Here is a 15936-nt window from a genome sequence, read left to right as displayed (position 1 = left end):
ACTCATTAGCCCTGGAAGCTCTGCGAGTAGGACTCGTGGGCGAGAACCTCTTCAGGGGTCTTGCCCAGCCACTGGTCCACCGCGTCGAAGGTCTTGATCGGCACGTTGTACAGCTTGCCGTCGATCTCCTGCACCTCGCGGATGTAGACCGGAGCGATGGGGTTGTGGTACTTGTCGAACGACACCGCGCCGAGGATGCTGTCCTCGACGGTGAGGGACGAGATCGCCGCAACCAGGTCGTCGCCGCTCACGTAGCCGTGCTGTTCCAGCACCTTGGCAACCAGGCTCGCGGTCATGTAGCCGCCGGCCACGTTCAGCGACGGGATCTTTCCGTCGAACTTGGCGCCGTAGGCATCGTTGAACTCGCGCACAACGTCGCTGTCGCGACCCTCGGCCCAGTTGCTGACCGAGTGGAAGCCCAGGACGTCGTCACCGAGCGCACGCAGGGTCGCCTGGTCGAGCGAGCAGCAGTTCATCAGCAGGTCCTGCGTGTCACCAAGGCCGAGACCCATGAAGCTCTTCAGGAAGTCCGGGCCGGGCGCGCCACCTGCAGTGGTCACGAACGCGATGTCCGCTCCCGCTGCGCGGATCTGGGACACGTAGGTGGAGAAGTCGGACGTGCCGTTCGGGTACCAGTACTGCGCGGTGACCTCACCGCCGTTCTGCTCGAAGCCCTGCTTGAAGCCTGCGCAGGATTCCCAGCCGAACGCGTAGTCGGGGCACAGGGTGACGGCCGTCTTGTAGCCCTCATCGCCGGCCCAGACGCCGCCCGGGAAGTGCATCTGCGATGCGGACATCGATCCGGTGCGCACCGTGAAGTCGTTCGCGGACCGCTGGGTCAGGTCGTCTGCTGCGGCGACCGGGTGCAGGTTCGGAACGCCGACGCTGGAGGTGTAGGCCGCGACCGCCAGCGCAGTGTTGGCCAGCAGCGGACCGACTACGACGTCGACCTCGTCGAGCTCGACGAGCTTCTTCGCCTTGGTGAGCGAGACCTCGGGGTTGCCCGCGTCGTCTTCGACGACCGTCTCGACGGTCACGCCGTTGACTTCGTCGCCGTTGACCTCCCAGTAGAGGTTCCAGCCATCCACCATCTCCTGACCGGCGATGGCGAAGTTGCCCGTGATCGGCGAGATGTAACCGACCTTCAGGGTGCTGGTGTCCTCGTTCGCGTCGTCCCCGGACGGGCTTGCCCCAGGGGGCGCGCATGCTGTGAGAGCGAGCGCCGCTGCGGCACCGAGGCCGACGATCGCGGACCAGCGCCCTCGAGGCGACATCTTCTTTGACATCATCGGGTTTCCTTTCTTATGCGGTGTGATTGCGTTCGGACACGGGTGCGCCGGACGGTGTGACCAGCTCTGCTTCAGCTGGCGGACTTGGGGTGCTGGTTGCCCGCCGCTTCAAGCGCCCAATGAGCTTGTTGAAGCTGCCGACAATGCCCGCACGTGCGAACAGGATCACGAGGATGAAGATCAGGCCGAGCACGGTTGGCCAGCGCTCAACCTCGTTGGAGAGCACGTTCTCGACCAGAACGACGACCGCAGCGCCGATCAGCGGCCCGAACACCGTGCCGACGCCACCGAGGATGACCATGACGATGAGCAGCACCGACTTGTGCACGCCAGCCGTCGACGGGCTCACGAAGTGGGTGAGCCAGACCGAAAGCAGTCCGGCGAAGCCCGCTACCGTACCCGAGATCATGAACGCGCCGAGGCGGTAGGCGGGCACAGAGTAGCCGAGGCTGCGCATGCGCGTCTCGCTGTCACGGATGCCGCGCAGGCTCGCGCCGAACGGCGAGCGGCTGACAACCGCGAGCAGCGCAGTCGTGAGGACGAACGCGCCCACCAGGAAGTAGTAGAAGGTCCACCACTCGCCGATGAACTCCGGGCGCTTGATGCCGGAAATCCCGTTCTCTCCGCCCGTCACCTGCGACCAGCGGAAGGCCAAACCGTAGACGACCATGCCGAGCGCGAGCGTGACCATGAGGAAGTAGATTCCGCTCGTGCGCATCGACAGGATGCCGTACATGAACGACACGACGAGGGTGATGCCGAGCGCGATGAGCACCTGCGTTCCAGGATCCAGGCCCTGCTTCGACGCCCACCCAGCGCCATAGGCGGAGGCCGCGGCAATCGCGCCGTGCCCGAGTGACGCCATCCCTGCGTCGCCGATGAGGAAGTTGAGGCTCGAGGCGAGCATTCCGGCGATGAGGATCGTCGAGACGAGAGAGATGACGTACGACGTGGCTCCGATGTACGGGAGGGCGACGGCGACGGCGAGCAGCGCGACGATCGCGCCGCCGCTGATGGCGCGGGTGCGGGTCATGTTGTCCTCCCGAACAGTCCGGTCGGCCGGAGCACGAGCACGAGCGCCATCGGCGCGAAGATGGTGAAGTACGACAGCTCAGGGATCCAGGCCTTGGCGAACGCGTCGATCAGGCCGATGAGCACGCTGCCGACGGCTGCTCCGGTCACGCTGCCGAGGCCGCCGATGATGACGACGACGAGCGCATACAAGAGCACCTCATCCTGGATGCCCGGAGCGATGCTGCGGACACCGGCGCCGATGGTGCCGCCGATCGCCGCGAGGGCGGCACCGACGACGAACATGCCGGTGAAGACCCAGCCGATGTTCACGCCCATCGCCGAGATGATCTCGCGGTCGTCGACACCCGCACGCACGACCGCGCCGATGCGTGTGCGGTTCTGGATCACGATGAGCGCGATCCCGATAGCGATTGCGATGCCGATGACGAAGATGCGGTACCACGGGTAGGTCAGGTCGCCAACGGTCATGGATCCCTGGATTCCGGCCGACGACGGCAACGAGTGCGGGTCGCCGCCGAAGATCGCCAGGCACAGGTCAGCGATGACGAATGAGACGCCGACTGTGAGCAGCACCTCTGGCAGTTCCTGGCCACGGACGAAGCGCAGGAGCACGACCTCGACGATGAAGGCCGTCACCGCGACGACGACCACGCCGGTGAGCACCGCGAGCAGGAGGTTGCCGGTCAGGCCTGCGACGACGACGCCGAGATACCCGCCGATCATGTAGAACGCCCCATGCGCCAGGTTGACGATACGCATGAGGCCGAATACGAGCGTGAGGCCGCTGGCCAGCAAGAAGAGCAGCGCGCCGAAGCTCAGTCCGTTGAGCGTCTGCTCGGCCAGGAATACGGGTGTGAACACCGGGTTCTCAAACCTTCCACATCGTCGGGGTCGGGCCAGGGAATTACTTGTTTCGGAGAGTCAAGCAACCGATTGCGCAAGTGTCAAGTCGGACTGCACATTGACATGAACTGTCACTGTACACAACCCTGTCTACTCACCATGGGATGCGCTCTGCCGCGGGGCGGTAGCGGGCCCTCGACAGTGTGCCGGCGACGCCGAATACCACGGCACCGGCGAGCGAGATGGCGAAAAGAGATCCGAATGCATGCTGGTCCGCGGCCATGGTCCCGGCCGCGGCACCAAGCGATGCGCCCGCCATGAGCGAGATCGCGAAGAATGTCATGCCCAGCGCACGCGCGTCGGCCGCAGCATCGGTCATCCAGGTCTGCAGGGTCGTGTGACCGAGCGCCCACGCGACGCCGATGAATGTCGCGCCGATGAGCACCGCAAGCAGCGACACCCCGGCCACCATCACCGCGAACGCCGCGACCGCCGTCACACCGGCCGCAAGCATGAGCAGCCACGCCGGGGTTCGTCCGACGACGAGCTTCATGAGTTGGCTGACAACGACGACCGCGACACCGAACGACGCGGTTACGAGCCCCGACACGAACACGCCCTCGCCGGTCTGCTGCAGCACCACCGGCAGCAGGTTGAAGACGCCGATGAGCAGGAACCCCTCCAGCGCGGTGAGCGTGTACAGCCACAGCGCCCACCGGTTGCGCACCAGACTCGCCAGCTGCAAGCGCACCCGCTCTCCCCGGTGGTCACCGGCCGGAGGCAGTGTCGCGAGCGCGGGGACCAGCAGGGCAGCGACAACCGCGAAGCCGCCGAAGATGAACCGCCAGGAGGTCCATTCCGCCATCGCCCCGGCGCCGAGGACCCCCGAGGCGATACCCAAGGCGGCGGCTGTCGCGAGGTTGGACATCGCGGCCGAGCGTCGGCCGAGCGGCACGGTGTCGCCGAAGTACACCAGCACCGCGGGGAACGTCGCCGCGAATGCGATGCCCGCCAGCGCACGCGCGATGACGAACGTCACGATGTCCGGTGCCACGGCACTCGCCAAACTCGCAATCGCACCGATCGCGGTCGACACCGTCAGTACCCGGACGCGACCCCACCGGGTCGAGAGCGGACCCCACAGCAGCGGCAGGATCGCATAGGCGAGCGCGTGCAGCGTGATCGCCGAACCGGCTGCCGCGATCGAGGTCCCGAACTCTCGCGCCACCACCGGGACGAGCGGCAGCACGAGTGAGCGATCGAAGGTCTGCCAGAAGACGGCGAAGGGCAGGATGATGCCCGCCGGCAGCATCCTGCCCATTGAAGTTCCTTATCAGCTGGTGGTCTCGCCGCGACCCTCGGGCGTGTTCAGGTGCGACTGCGAGTCGCGCACACCGGGCAGCGGCCCGTTCACCGTGAAGTAGCGCCCGCCACCGGCGACGAGCAGGTCCTCGGCGGGGAACTTGGTGATGACCTCGCATCCGTCGGCGGTCACGACGACCTCCTCCTCGATGCGTGCGGCGCCCCAGCCATCGGCTGCTGGCCAGTAGGTCTCGAGCGCGAACACCATGCCCTCTTCGAGCGGCTCCGGGTGATCGAGCGACGTCAACCGGGAGAAGATCGGCTTCTCCCAGATCGACAGCCCGACGCCGTGGCCGTATTGGAGCGCGAACGCCGCCTCTTCATCCGGGAACCCGAACTCCTGGGCCTTCGGCCACAGGCTCACGATGTCGGCGGTTGTCGCACCGGGGCGGACCGCTGCGATGGCGACGTCCATGTACTCGCGAGCGCGCTTGTACGCGTCGACCTGCGCTCGACTCGCCGACCCCACCGCGAAGGTGCGGTAGTAGCACGTCCGGTAGCCGTTGAACGAGTGCAGGATGTCGAAGAACGCGGGGTCGCCCGGGCGCACAGCGCGATCCGAATACACGTGCGGGTGCGGCGCGCAGCGCTCGCCCGAGATGGCGTTGACGCCCTCGACGTATTCGGAGCCCTGGTCATACAGCGCCTTGGCGACGAGCCCGACGCACTCGTTCTCCCGCACGCCGGGGCGTAGGAACTCGTACAGCTGGTCGTAAGCGGCGTCCACCATCGAGGCCGCGGTGGTGAGCAGGGTGATCTCGTCCTCGGTCTTGATGCGACGCGCCTCGAGGAACACCTGCTGCCCGTCGACGACCTGGATGCCTTCGGCCTGCAGCGCGAACAGGATCGGCAGCTCGACAATGTCGACGCCGAGCGGCTCGTTCAGCAGACCGAACTTCTCGAGCTCGCGCTTGACCTTGCGGGCGACCTCCTCCGCTATGCCGGCCCCGGGCGGGAAAGCACCGCGCAGCGTGGAGATCCCGGCGCGCGCACCCGACTCCAGGCGCGGCCGGGTGGCACCGTGGTGCGGTGCGTGCGGGTCGGCATCCGCCTCGAGGTGCGTCTCGTGCAGCCACGGGTTGAACAGGTCGTGGTGCTTCGCGGCCGACCCGAAGTCCCAGACGATCGGGTCCGAGTTGCGGGTCACCAGGCAGAACCGGATGAGTTTGTCCATCGCCCACGTGCCGATGTGGGTGGCGGAGGCGTACCGGATGTTGCCGAAATCGAACGCCAGGAGGGCACCGAGCGACGAACGCTCGAGCTCAGCGCGCAGGCTCGCGAGCCGCTCCTCGCGCAGCCGGTTGAAGTCGACGCGGGCTTCCCAGTCGACGCCCATATTGCCTCGTGTCGCGATACTCATCGCATTCTCCTTGCCTGTGATGCGCGCCCGGGAGGACGCTGGGTTGAGTCGGGTCAATTAGGTGATGCGCCAGCCGCGGTCGACGTTGAGGCTGTGCGCAGAGACGCCGCGGTTGAACAGCAGGAACTTGGCCGCGTCGACGATGTCCGCCATCGTTGCGAGCTGCCCACCGGGTGTGCGCTTCTCGTAGCCGGCGACCGCCTCGGGCTTGGCTGCCCAAAACGGGCTGTCGCCGATGATGCCCGGGTGGAGCGAGTTGACGCGGATGGGCGCGAGCTCGAGCGCGAGGGTGTTCATGAGCCCGTCGACCCCGCCGTTGATGGTCGACACGGTCGTCGAACCTGGATACGGGGCATCCTTCGCGCGTCCTCCGAACAGCACGATGCCGGTGTCGACGGTCGGCTCGAGCCGGTCGAGCAACGTGTGAATGGTTTCGGTGTAACCGATGAGCTTGAGGGTGATGAGCCGACGAGCACGGTCGATGTCGTAGTCACGAACGGTGTTGGCGTCGCGCTCGATCGCGGTCAGCACCACTCCGTCGAGCTTGCCGACGCTGGCGAGCCGCGCGGCGATCTGCTCGGGCTCAGACAGGTCGACGGTGACGCCGGTAGCGCGGTCCCCTAGCTCGGATGCCACGGCATCCGCGGTGTCCTGGCTTCGGCTCGTGACGATCACCCGGTCGCCGCCGGCGATCAGGTCCTTCGCGAGTTCGAGGCCGATTCCGGCTGAACCCCCAACGATGAGAATGGTGCGGTCGGTCACAGCTCTTCCTCCAGTTGATCCTTCAGGTAGTCCCAATCCCGCACGAAGCGGTAGGCATGACGGGCCGGCATCTGCGGCGCCTGCGTCTCGAGCCAGCGCACCTGGGCACCTGTCGCGGCGAAGGAGTGGACGCAGCCGACGCCTGCCCAGGCGATGTCACCTGGCCGGAGCAGGAATTCCTCGCCGTCGAAGGTCGAGGCGACCTCTCCGTCGAGGATCAGATACGCCTCCTCGAGCGGGTGGTCGTGCGGACCGGCCCTGCCTTCTGGTTCGTACTGCACCATGAACAGCGTGCCGAGGGTCGCGCCCAGGTCGGAGTCGACCATCATCTTGAGCGAGATGCCGGTGTAGATGAGCAGTGCCGTGCGCATGCTGCCGGAGACCGCGAGGAGCTCCTGCGACTGCTTGCCCGGGTTCATGTGCTCTGTGGTGATGTTGCCAAACGAGCGCGTCCGCGGATCACGCGCATCAACCCGCACCGGGTCGATGACGGGCAGCTCAGGCACCCGGTAGGTGTCCGAGCCGTAGCGCTCTCGCGCGGGCGGGGTGAACAGGTCGGACCAGACCGCGACGGTGTCGCCGATCGCGCGCCACGCATGGGGAACGCCGATCGGGATGATGCCGTAGTCGCCCGCGACCAGGTGAACGGTCGCTTCGGGCGTGGCGAGGATCACCTCGCCCTCGATCAGGTGGAAGCTCTCCTCGAAGGAGTGCATGTGGGTAGCGGTGGACCCGCCTGGCTCCAGTCGGGTGAGACCGAAGTCGGTGTGTGCGGCTCCGTCCTGCTCCCCGACAGCGCGCCAGCGGGTCATCCCGACCGCCTCCGGCGCGAGCGGGCCGGGCGACAGGTACTGCGCTTCGTCAGCGCGACGGACAACAAACCTCGCCATGCGCGTCCCCTTCCTGGCCGCCGCATCATGCGCATGCGGCTTCGCACTGGGTCGGGTCTCGGACGGCTCCGTCCGGTCGAGTGTTCAGTGCTACTTTACAAAAGTAAAGTGTCTCTGCACGGGAATGTCAAGGTCTGACGGGTGCCGTCGATCCCCGCACCACGAGCGAAACGGGAAGCCTCACATCGGCGGTTGGCTGCTCGCCGCTCTGGATGATGTCAAGCAGCAGCCTCGCCGCCTCCCTGCCCATCTGCAGTGTCGGGACCCTAACGGTTGTGAGCGGCGGGGTGAAGTCCTCGGCGAACAACATGTCGTTGAAGCCCACCACTGACGCGTCGTCCGGGCAGGACAATCCGTGCGCGCGGAGCGATCGCAGCACGCCGAGCGCGATGAGGTCATTGCCCGCAACGATGGCTGTCGGTCGCTTTCCGCCTGCCCCCAGAATTGCGGTCATCGCTTCGAAACCGGATGCGATAGTGAGCGACGGGACCTCGACTATGCGGCCGATGACATCGGGCCTCGCGGCGCACGCTGCCTCGAACGCTTCCCGCCGCGTGACGCTGGTCGACAGCCGTTCGGGTCCAGCGATGTGCACGATTTCGCGGTGGCCGAGGTCGGTGAGGTGCGCCATAGCCTCGCGGATTCCGTTCGCGTCGTCACCACCCACGAGCGGAAAGCGCACTCCTCCGGCGTCGCGGTTCAGCAATACGGCATGCACCCCGGCGTCGCGCGCCTCGGCCAATGCAGCAAAGTCGCTGTGTCCCGACGCGACGATGAGCCCGTCAACACGGCGGGCGAGCAATGAGCCGATCGCCGCGGTCTCCGCGGCCTCATTGTCGTCAGTGTTTGCCAGCAGCGCGGTGTAACCACGCGGCTCGAGGTAGTCCTCGATGCCGCGAACCATGGGAGGGAACAACGGGTTGGTCAGATCGGGCAGGATGACGCCGATGGTCATCGAGTTCGCCGTGCGCAAGCCACGCGCCATCGCGTTCGGTATGTAGCCCAGCTTGTCGGCGGCCGCGCGCACACGCTCAACCGTTTCACGACCGATCTGATGCTCGGTTCGGGGGTTGAGCGCCCGCGACACCGTCGCCTTGTGCACGTCGGCGAGCCTGGCGACATCGTCGATCGTGGTGCGTCGCGTCATTGCGGTGGATCCGTTCCCATTCCTGCCCAGTTGAGCCATGCTAGTGCTACATCGGCCGAGCCGCCGACGGCGCGCTCGCGGATCGCTTGCGCAACTCAAGCGCACGCGAGCTATCTATAAGGAGAGCCGCACATGTCCGACCGCCCTAGGCCTCAAGCGGGTCAACCCATTATCTTCCGCAACGGCATCGTCCTCACCATGGATGCCTCACACACCATCATCCCGAACGGTGACGTACTCGTCGTCGACGGCCGAATCGCCGAAGTCGGCCCCGGTCTGCCTGCACCCGACGGCGCCTACGAGATCGACGCGGCCGGCGGCATCCTGATGCCCGGCATGATCGACACCCATCGGCACATGTGGCAGACCGCCATGCGTGGGTACGGCGCCGACTGGACTCTGACCCAGTACTTCGTCTGGTACTACCTCGAGCACGGCATGAAGTTCCGCCCCGAGGATGTCGCTGCAGGCAATCTGGTGTCGGCACTCGACGCACTCGAGTCCGGGGTCACGACGAGCGTGGATTGGTCGCATGGTCTGCGCACGCCGGAACACGGTGAGGCTGCCTTCGACTCGCTTGCGAGCTCGCCTGGCCGCTTTGTGCTCGCGTACGGCAATCTCGCGGTCGCGCCCTGGGAGTGGACTCAGGATGCCGCCGTCCGTCGAATCATCGAGAAGGCGCGCGACGACTCCAGGATGTTCGGAGCGCAGATCGCGTTCGACGTCCCCGGCGACCCTGGCTTCCCCGAGGCGCCGGCCTTCCAGACCGCACGGGAACTGGGGGTAGCCGTGACGACCCACGCCGGTGTGTGGGGCGCAACCAACGACACCGGCATCGAGCGCATGTACGACAACGGCGCGATGCAACCCGGCTACGTATACGTTCACGCGGCAACCCTGAGCGACGAGTCGTACCAGAAGATCGCTGCCACCGGTGGCACGGTGTCGCTCGCGACCGAGAGCGAGCAGACGTGCGGGCAGGGCTACCCGCCCGCGGCGGCGCTGCGGAAGCACGGCATCCCCGCGTCGCTGTCGATCGACACCAGCGTGTGGTTCAGCTCGGACATGTTCTCGGCGATGCGCACGACGGTCGGCGCGGACCGGGCGCTCGAGCACTACATCGCACACCAGACCGGCGAGACCGTCACTCACGCCACCATCCGGGTCGAAGAAGTGGTCGACTGGGCGACGCGCGGCGGCGCGCGCGCGATCGGCAAGCTGGACGAGGTCGGCAGTCTGGAACGCGGCAAGCTCGCTGACGTCGTGCTGATCAAGAACGATTACTCGCCCACCATGACCCCGATCGTGAACCCGTACGGTCACCTCGTCTACCAAGCCGGACGCGGCGACGTGCACACCGTGTTGGTCGGCGGTGAGGTCGTGAAGTTCGACGGAAGGCTCATCGCAGGTGACCTGCCTGGGGTGCGATCGAAGCTGGAGAACACTGTCGAGTATCTGCACCGAGAACTCGGTGACGAAGCGTGGCAGGCGGGCATGCATCCGGAGATCCCAGAGGCAGAGATCCTAAGCAACCCCTACCAGTACCGAAAGGGTGAGGGAGGCGCCACCGGCGGCTAGCCCCCGCTCCGCAGTTCCGACCCGTGTACAGTGTCAGTGAACATTGGCGTGGGTCAGAAAGGCGAAATCAATGGTGAACTCCGCCGGGAGCACGATGCGTGCGGCTGTCTTCTACGGGCAGCGGGACATCCGGATTGAGGACGTGCCGGTGCCGACGCCCGCAGACGACCAGGCACTGCTGCGCGTCCTCCGCTCCGGCCTGTGCGGGACCGACGTCTCCGAGTGGACGAGCGGTCCGATCATGATTCCGCTCGAGCACGAGCACCCGCACTCACACCACAAGGGCCCGATGATTCCCGGGCATGAGATCGTGGCCGAGGTTGTCACTGCTCCCGATGGCAGCGGCCTGGAGCCCGGAATGGTCGTGGCAAGCGGCGCGCAGATCTTCTGCCATGAGTGCCGCAATTGCCGCCAGGGGCGAATCAACGTCTGCGAGCGCCTCTACACGCTCGGACTGCAGGTGGACGGTGGTCACGCCGAGTTCGTCGTCTCCCCGGTCGCGAACCTGGTTCCGGTCCCGGATGGCCTCGCTGTCGACGCCGCAGGGCTGGCCCAGCCTCTCGCGGTCGGGTTGCATGCCGCACGCCGCGCGGGAGCCGTTGCGGGCGACCGCGTGCTCGTGACCGGGGCAGGGGCGATCGGCAGTTTCGTGGTCGCGGGGCTCCGTCACATCATCCCCGACCTGCACATCACGGTCTCGGACATCGACGACGTGAAGCTCGAACGAGCTCGGCGTCTTGGCGCGGACGAGGTGCTCAACACTCGCACCGGCGGTGAACCGGAAGCGGAAGGATTCGACGTTGTCATCGAGGCCAGTGGCGCACCCGGCTTGCTCATCGCCTGCTTCGGCTACTGCCGAACCGGCGGTCGCGTACTGGCCGTCGGGATGTCGGCAAAGCCGCTCGAGTTCGACCCGCATGCCATCGTGCTGCGCGAGATCACACTTGAAACGACGAACGCGCTGGTGACTCCGGTTGACATCCCGGATGCGCTCGAGATCCTCGCATCCGGAAACGTGGCCAGCGAAATGCTGGACTCGGTGCGGTCACTGGATGCGGTGCCGAGTGCGCTCGATGAGCTCGCGGCGGGAACGGTCCAGGGGAAAATCCTGATCGATCCCAGACGGTAGAGCGCCGCTATGAGGGACGCGCCCGAGTAGAGGCGCGGACCACCAGCTCAGGCGGCAGGGAGATCTCGCTCGGCAGGTCTGAATCGCCGCTGATCTCCTGCAGCATCCGACGGGCAGCCAGCCGACCCATCTCGGCGCTCGGCAGCCGGATGGTCGTCAGTGCCGGACTCAAGTGATCAGTCAGCGGGTTGTCGTTGTAGCCGATCACAGACACGTCCCGCGGACAGTGCAGGCCAGCTTCTTCGATGGCGTCGATCGCGCCGATGGCCAAGAGGTCATTGTGTGCGAACACCGCACTGACCCCCTCGAGCGCTCCCGCGTCGATCAACGAGCGCATCATCCGCTTGCCCTCTTCGGTGCTTGGCGCCTCCGCCACGACATCGTGTTTTCGAAGGTGAGTCCTGCGCGACCCAGCGAGGGTTGCGGCGAAGCCCTGCGAGCGGCGGCGGAAGTTGATATTGTCGGGCGGCCCAGGCAGTTCGAGGACCATCTGGTGACCGGTCTCCTGGAGGTGCCGCGCAGCCAGAGCCGCGCCCAACTCGTCGTCACACTCGACCACCGGCGCGCCTATTTCGTCAACCCAGCGAAGCACCTGAACTAGTGGCACGCCGGCGGTTCTGAGTTCCCTGAGCGCGGACGCGTCGGCCCTCCTCCCCGAAGCGCAGATGATCCCGTCTACCTGACGCGCACGAAGCCGCGCCAGCACGGTTGGCAGGGCTCTGGACTCGTCGGGGCTCTCGACGATGAGGCCGACGTAGCCTTGCTGTTCCAGTTCGACGCTGATCCCGTGGAGCAGCTCACCGTAAATGGGGTTGCCGTAACTGGGTGTGATGACGCCGATCGACATGCTCCGCTGTCTGCGCAGGCTGCTCGCGGCGAAGTGCGGAAGGTAGCCAAGCGTCTCTGCCGCAGCCACGACGCGTGCGCGCGTTGCCGAACTGATCCGGGACAGCTGCACCGGGTCCAGACTGCGACTGACGGTGGACGGGTGCACGCCCGCAAGACGGGCGACGTCCTTTGCCGTGACCGCCGCCTGGGACGAGCCGTTGCCGTTAGTGTGCCCCGGCGACGCCCCCACGTCGACCATCATTCACCAACTTGCTAAACGCTCACGACGCGGCCGCGACGTTGCACGAACAGTCCGACCACACCGCGTCGGATGAACAGTGCGAAGATCAGCAGCAGCACACCGAGGACGAGACGGTTGGTCTCGGCCGGGATGTCCAGGCCGAACAGGTGCAGGTTGGGCACGACGACGCGCAGGATCTGTTCGAGCAAGACAACGATGATCGAGCCGATCAGCGGTCCCAACCACGACCGCATGCCGCCGATGACACAGACCAGGACGATGTCGAGAGCCAGGTCCAGGCTGAACGTGCCGGCCGGTTCGATGTAGCCGGTGAAGAACGCGTAGACCGCGCCGGCGAGGCCACCGAGCGCCGCACCGATGAGCAGCGCGCGCAGCTTCACCGACGTCGTCTTCACGCCGAGGACCTGGGCCGCCGGCTCGTCCTCGCTGATCGCTCGCAGCGCGTAGCCGAAGTTGGAGTGCTCGACGAAGTAGGCGATGACGGTGGCGAGGATCGCCAGTCCGAACAGCACGTAGAAGAACAGGATGGCGAGCCCGCGTGAGCTGAAGTCGCCCTCGACGTCGGTGAAGAGCCCGATGGCGCCACCGAGAGCCGGCCAGTTCTTCACCACGACGAGCGCGAGGAAGGTCAGCACCAGGGTGAAGATCGCGAAGTAGTGGCTGCGCAGCCGCAGTGTTGCGAAGCCGACAATGAGGGAGACGAACGCCGCGGCGAACGCTGCCGGAATGAGCGTCTGCCACAGGGTCCACTCGAACTCGGAGTTGAGCCACGCGGCGGTGTACGCACCGGTTCCGGCGAAGACCGCGGCACCGAAGTTGAGGTAGCCGCCGTAGCCGCCGAGCAGGTTCCAGCCCTGCGCGATCACGGTGTAGTAGAGGACCGTGGTGAGGGTCGTCACCGCACCGAGTCCGAGGATGCCGCCCATCGGCGCGATGATCGCGAAGATCGCCACGGCCACCAGCGGGGTGACCCACCAGGGCGCCTTTCGGACCCCGGCACTTGCCGCCTTGGCCTGCGCGAGCGCCACGTCTGAATTGCGCTTCGCGTCCTTGTCGAGGTCAGTGGTTTCGGCCATCAGATGGTCCTTTGCTTGATGCCGCCGAGTCCCTCATTGCGGATGAGGAGAGCAACGGCGAGGAGTGCATACAGTGCGAGATACGTGTACTGGAACGGGATCAGCAACCCGACGACGGTCTCGAAGATCCCGACCGCGATGCCGGCGACGAGCGTGCGCATCGCGGAACCGAGTCCGCCGAGGATGACGACGAGGAACGCCCAGGCGAGCCACCTGGTGTGCTCCTGCGGGCTGAACGATGAGACCAGCGAGAGCACCGTGCCACCGAAGGCAGCGAGTGCGATGCCTGCTCCGAACACTCGTCGGGACAGCTTCTCGACGTTGATGCCGACCATGGCTGCGACGTCCCGGTTCTGCGCCATGCCGCGGATCGCTGAGCCGGTGAGAGTACGCGTGAGGAAGAAGTGCAGCGCGACGAGCACGACCAGGGTGATCGCGGCCGCAACGACCCGCGACACCGGAATGTTGAGGTCGCCGATCCGGATGACGCCGGACAGGTAGCCGAGCGCGACCGTCTTGGTGTCGGTCGTCCAGATCATGATGGCGATCGATTCGAGGATGATCATGAGGCCGAAGAACGCCAGCATGACCGTGGAGTCGCTCTCCCGGGTCAAGTATTGGGTGACCCCGCGGTGCACGCCGAGCCCGAACAGGTAGGCGATGAGCACGACCGGCGCGATCATCAGCAGCGGGTCGAGCCCGAAGCCGTTGACGAACTGCCAGTAAAGCAGCGCACCGAAGATGAGGACGGCACTGTGGGCGAGGTTGACGATCCGCAAGACGCCGAGCAGGAGGCTCAGCCCCATGGCCAGTCCGCCATACACGCCGCCCAGCAGAGCCCCGTTGATCAGGGACTGCACGATTTCGTTCATGTGGGCATCCGTTTCAGAGGTTGAGCCATTGCTTGATGAGGTCGTCGAGTTGGCCCTCGAAGCTGTCTCGAGCGCCCTGGAGGTGGTTCTTGCCGTACGCGAGCGTGTAGACCTGGTCGGCGAGGCCGATCGCTGCCTGCACGTTCTGGTCAACGAGCAGGATGGTCCGTCCCTCGCCCTTCAGGCGCTCGAGCTCGTTGTAGACGTCATCGACCAGCACCGGCGCGAGTCCAACCGACGGCTCGTCGATGAGCAGCACCGATGGTTCGAGGATGAGCGTGCGCGCGAACTCGAGGAGGCGCGCCTGACCACCGCTCAGGCTGCCCGCGAGTCGGGTCCTGAGCGGCTTCAGCTTGGGGTACCGCTCGAGCATGGCGTCGACCGCGTCGTTCAGGCGGCCCTTGTCGTTGCGCAGCTGCCATGCACCGAGTCGCAGGTTCTCATCGACCGAGAGGTCGGGGAATACCGAGCGGCCCTGCGGCAGGGTCGCGATGCCGAGCCGCAGCCGATCGGCCGGCGAAGTGGTGGAGATGTCCTGCCCGTCCAGCGTCACCGTGCCGGTGCGTGGGCGGAGGAAGCCGGACATCGCCCGCAGTGATGTGGACTTGCCGGATCCGTTCGGCCCCAGGACGACCGTGACGTTACCGGGGCGAACCGTCATGCTGACGCTCTCGAGCACGATGTCGTTCGCGAAGTAGCCAGCCGTGATGTCGTTGAGGGCCAGCTCGGGAGCGGTCACCGAGACCGCCGTGGCTTCTGTGTTCATCCGCGCTCTCCTCGACTTGCCGGACCTTGGCCCAGATAGGCCTCGATGACCAGGGGGTGCGATGTGACCTCGCCTGGGGTGCCTTCGGCGATGACCTGGCCGTCCGACATGCAGATGATCCGGGAGCACAGTCGTGTCAGGTCCGGGATCTCATGACTGACGATCATGAAGGCGGTGCCGGCCTTGTTGCGCTCGACAATCGCTTCGCGCATGACTTCCTTGACACTCGGGTGAACGCCGGCGAATGGTTCGTCCATCAGGACGATGTGCGGGTCCGTCATGAGCGCGCGCACGAACTCGAGCAGCTTCTGCTGTCCACCGGACAGCTCGCTCGCCGGCGTATCCCGGTGGCCAAGCAGTCCGACCGTTTCCAGGAGTTCCTCCGCCTTCTTGGTGAAGCCGGCCTTCCCGCCTCGGGTGTGCAGCACCGGCACAAGCAGGTTCTCCATCGCGGTCACGGTAGAGAACACCCGCGGGTTCTGGAAGGTGCGAGTGACACCGGCCTTCACGAAGGCGGTGCTCGACTTGCCCGCGAGGTTCTCGCCCTGAACGCGAATCGTTCCCTGGTCAGGGGCGATAGCGCCATTGAGGAGGTTGAGCGTCGTGGTCTTTCCCGATCCGTTCGGCCCGATCAGGCCGACGATTGTCCCGGGCTCCACGCTGAACGACGTGCCGCTTACTGCGGTCATGCCACCGAAACTCTTGGTGAGCGTTTCCGTCTCGATCACATTCGTCAC

General features: G+C 66.1%; 15 protein-coding genes. 2 read left to right on the top strand and 13 right to left on the bottom strand.

Annotation, left to right across the window (positions count from 1 at the left end; all coding sequences use genetic code 11):
* Positions 1–5: 5 nt before the first annotated feature.
* From IRG63_RS06300 to IRG63_RS06265, 8 genes are all read right to left on the bottom strand, one after another.
* Positions 6–1289, bottom strand: coding sequence for an ABC transporter substrate-binding protein (locus IRG63_RS06300; RefSeq protein ID WP_227411736.1), 1284 nt, complete (start codon positions 1287–1289; stop codon positions 6–8).
* A 13-nt stretch (positions 1290–1302) separates the two neighbouring features.
* Positions 1303–2322: a branched-chain amino acid ABC transporter permease gene (locus IRG63_RS06295; RefSeq protein WP_168626330.1), complete on the bottom strand. Its 1020-nt coding sequence runs from the start codon at positions 2320–2322 to the stop codon at positions 1303–1305.
* Positions 2319–3185, bottom strand: coding sequence for a branched-chain amino acid ABC transporter permease (locus IRG63_RS06290; RefSeq protein WP_168626329.1), 867 nt, complete (start codon positions 3183–3185; stop codon positions 2319–2321). The genes IRG63_RS06295 and IRG63_RS06290 overlap by 4 nt, the downstream gene beginning before the upstream one ends.
* A gap of 136 nt (positions 3186–3321) precedes the next feature.
* Positions 3322–4488 (bottom strand): MFS transporter, encoded by a 1167-nt coding sequence (locus IRG63_RS06285; RefSeq protein ID WP_193509513.1) that lies wholly within the window; start codon positions 4486–4488, stop codon positions 3322–3324.
* Positions 4489–4500: 12 nt separating this feature from the next.
* Positions 4501–5889, bottom strand: a complete 1389-nt coding sequence (locus IRG63_RS06280; RefSeq protein WP_168626327.1) for a Xaa-Pro peptidase family protein — start codon at positions 5887–5889, stop codon at positions 4501–4503.
* A 57-nt stretch (positions 5890–5946) separates the two neighbouring features.
* Entirely contained in the window at positions 5947–6651 is a 705-nt protein-coding gene (locus tag IRG63_RS06275) for an SDR family NAD(P)-dependent oxidoreductase (protein ID WP_168626326.1), read from the bottom strand.
* Positions 6648–7541, bottom strand: coding sequence for a cupin domain-containing protein (locus IRG63_RS06270; RefSeq protein WP_193509512.1), 894 nt, complete (start codon positions 7539–7541; stop codon positions 6648–6650). Before IRG63_RS06270 ends, IRG63_RS06275 begins: the two co-directional genes overlap by 4 nt.
* A gap of 127 nt (positions 7542–7668) precedes the next feature.
* A complete protein-coding gene (locus tag IRG63_RS06265; RefSeq protein ID WP_168626324.1) occupies positions 7669–8688 on the bottom strand; it encodes a LacI family DNA-binding transcriptional regulator in 1020 nt (339 codons plus the stop codon).
* Positions 8689–8820: 132 nt separating this feature from the next.
* On the opposite strand from IRG63_RS06265, the gene IRG63_RS06260 reads away from it, so the two are divergent.
* Together IRG63_RS06260 and IRG63_RS06255 are read left to right on the top strand one after the other, a co-directional pair.
* Positions 8821–10266, top strand: coding sequence for an amidohydrolase family protein (locus IRG63_RS06260; RefSeq protein ID WP_168626323.1), 1446 nt, complete (start codon positions 8821–8823; stop codon positions 10264–10266).
* 70 nt (positions 10267–10336) lie between these two features.
* Positions 10337–11395, top strand: a complete 1059-nt coding sequence (locus IRG63_RS06255; RefSeq protein ID WP_227411734.1) for a zinc-binding dehydrogenase — start codon at positions 10337–10339, stop codon at positions 11393–11395.
* 7 nt (positions 11396–11402) lie between these two features.
* Here IRG63_RS06255 and IRG63_RS06250 read toward each other — a convergent pair whose 3' ends face one another.
* The 5 genes from IRG63_RS06250 to IRG63_RS06230 are packed head-to-tail and all read right to left on the bottom strand — an operon-like array spanning position 11403 to position 15936.
* Positions 11403–12485: a LacI family DNA-binding transcriptional regulator gene (locus IRG63_RS06250; protein ID WP_193509511.1), complete on the bottom strand. Its 1083-nt coding sequence runs from the start codon at positions 12483–12485 to the stop codon at positions 11403–11405.
* Positions 12486–12496: 11 nt separating this feature from the next.
* A complete protein-coding gene (locus IRG63_RS06245; RefSeq protein WP_168626321.1) occupies positions 12497–13561 on the bottom strand; it encodes a branched-chain amino acid ABC transporter permease in 1065 nt (354 codons plus the stop codon).
* A complete protein-coding gene (locus tag IRG63_RS06240) occupies positions 13561–14433 on the bottom strand; it encodes a branched-chain amino acid ABC transporter permease (protein ID WP_168626320.1) in 873 nt (290 codons plus the stop codon). Before IRG63_RS06240 ends, IRG63_RS06245 begins: the two co-directional genes overlap by 1 nt.
* 13 nt (positions 14434–14446) lie before the next feature.
* Positions 14447–15199, bottom strand: coding sequence for an ABC transporter ATP-binding protein (locus IRG63_RS06235; RefSeq protein ID WP_193509510.1), 753 nt, complete (start codon positions 15197–15199; stop codon positions 14447–14449).
* A complete protein-coding gene (locus IRG63_RS06230) occupies positions 15196–15936 on the bottom strand; it encodes an ABC transporter ATP-binding protein (RefSeq protein ID WP_168626318.1) in 741 nt (246 codons plus the stop codon). The genes IRG63_RS06235 and IRG63_RS06230 overlap by 4 nt, the downstream gene beginning before the upstream one ends.

It is taken from the genome of Cryobacterium sp. BB736 (assembly GCF_014980265.1).
Taxonomy (GTDB): domain Bacteria; phylum Actinomycetota; class Actinomycetes; order Actinomycetales; family Microbacteriaceae; genus Terrimesophilobacter.
Note: the sequence above shows the minus strand (reverse complement) of the source record. Positions and strands in the feature narration are given on the sequence as shown.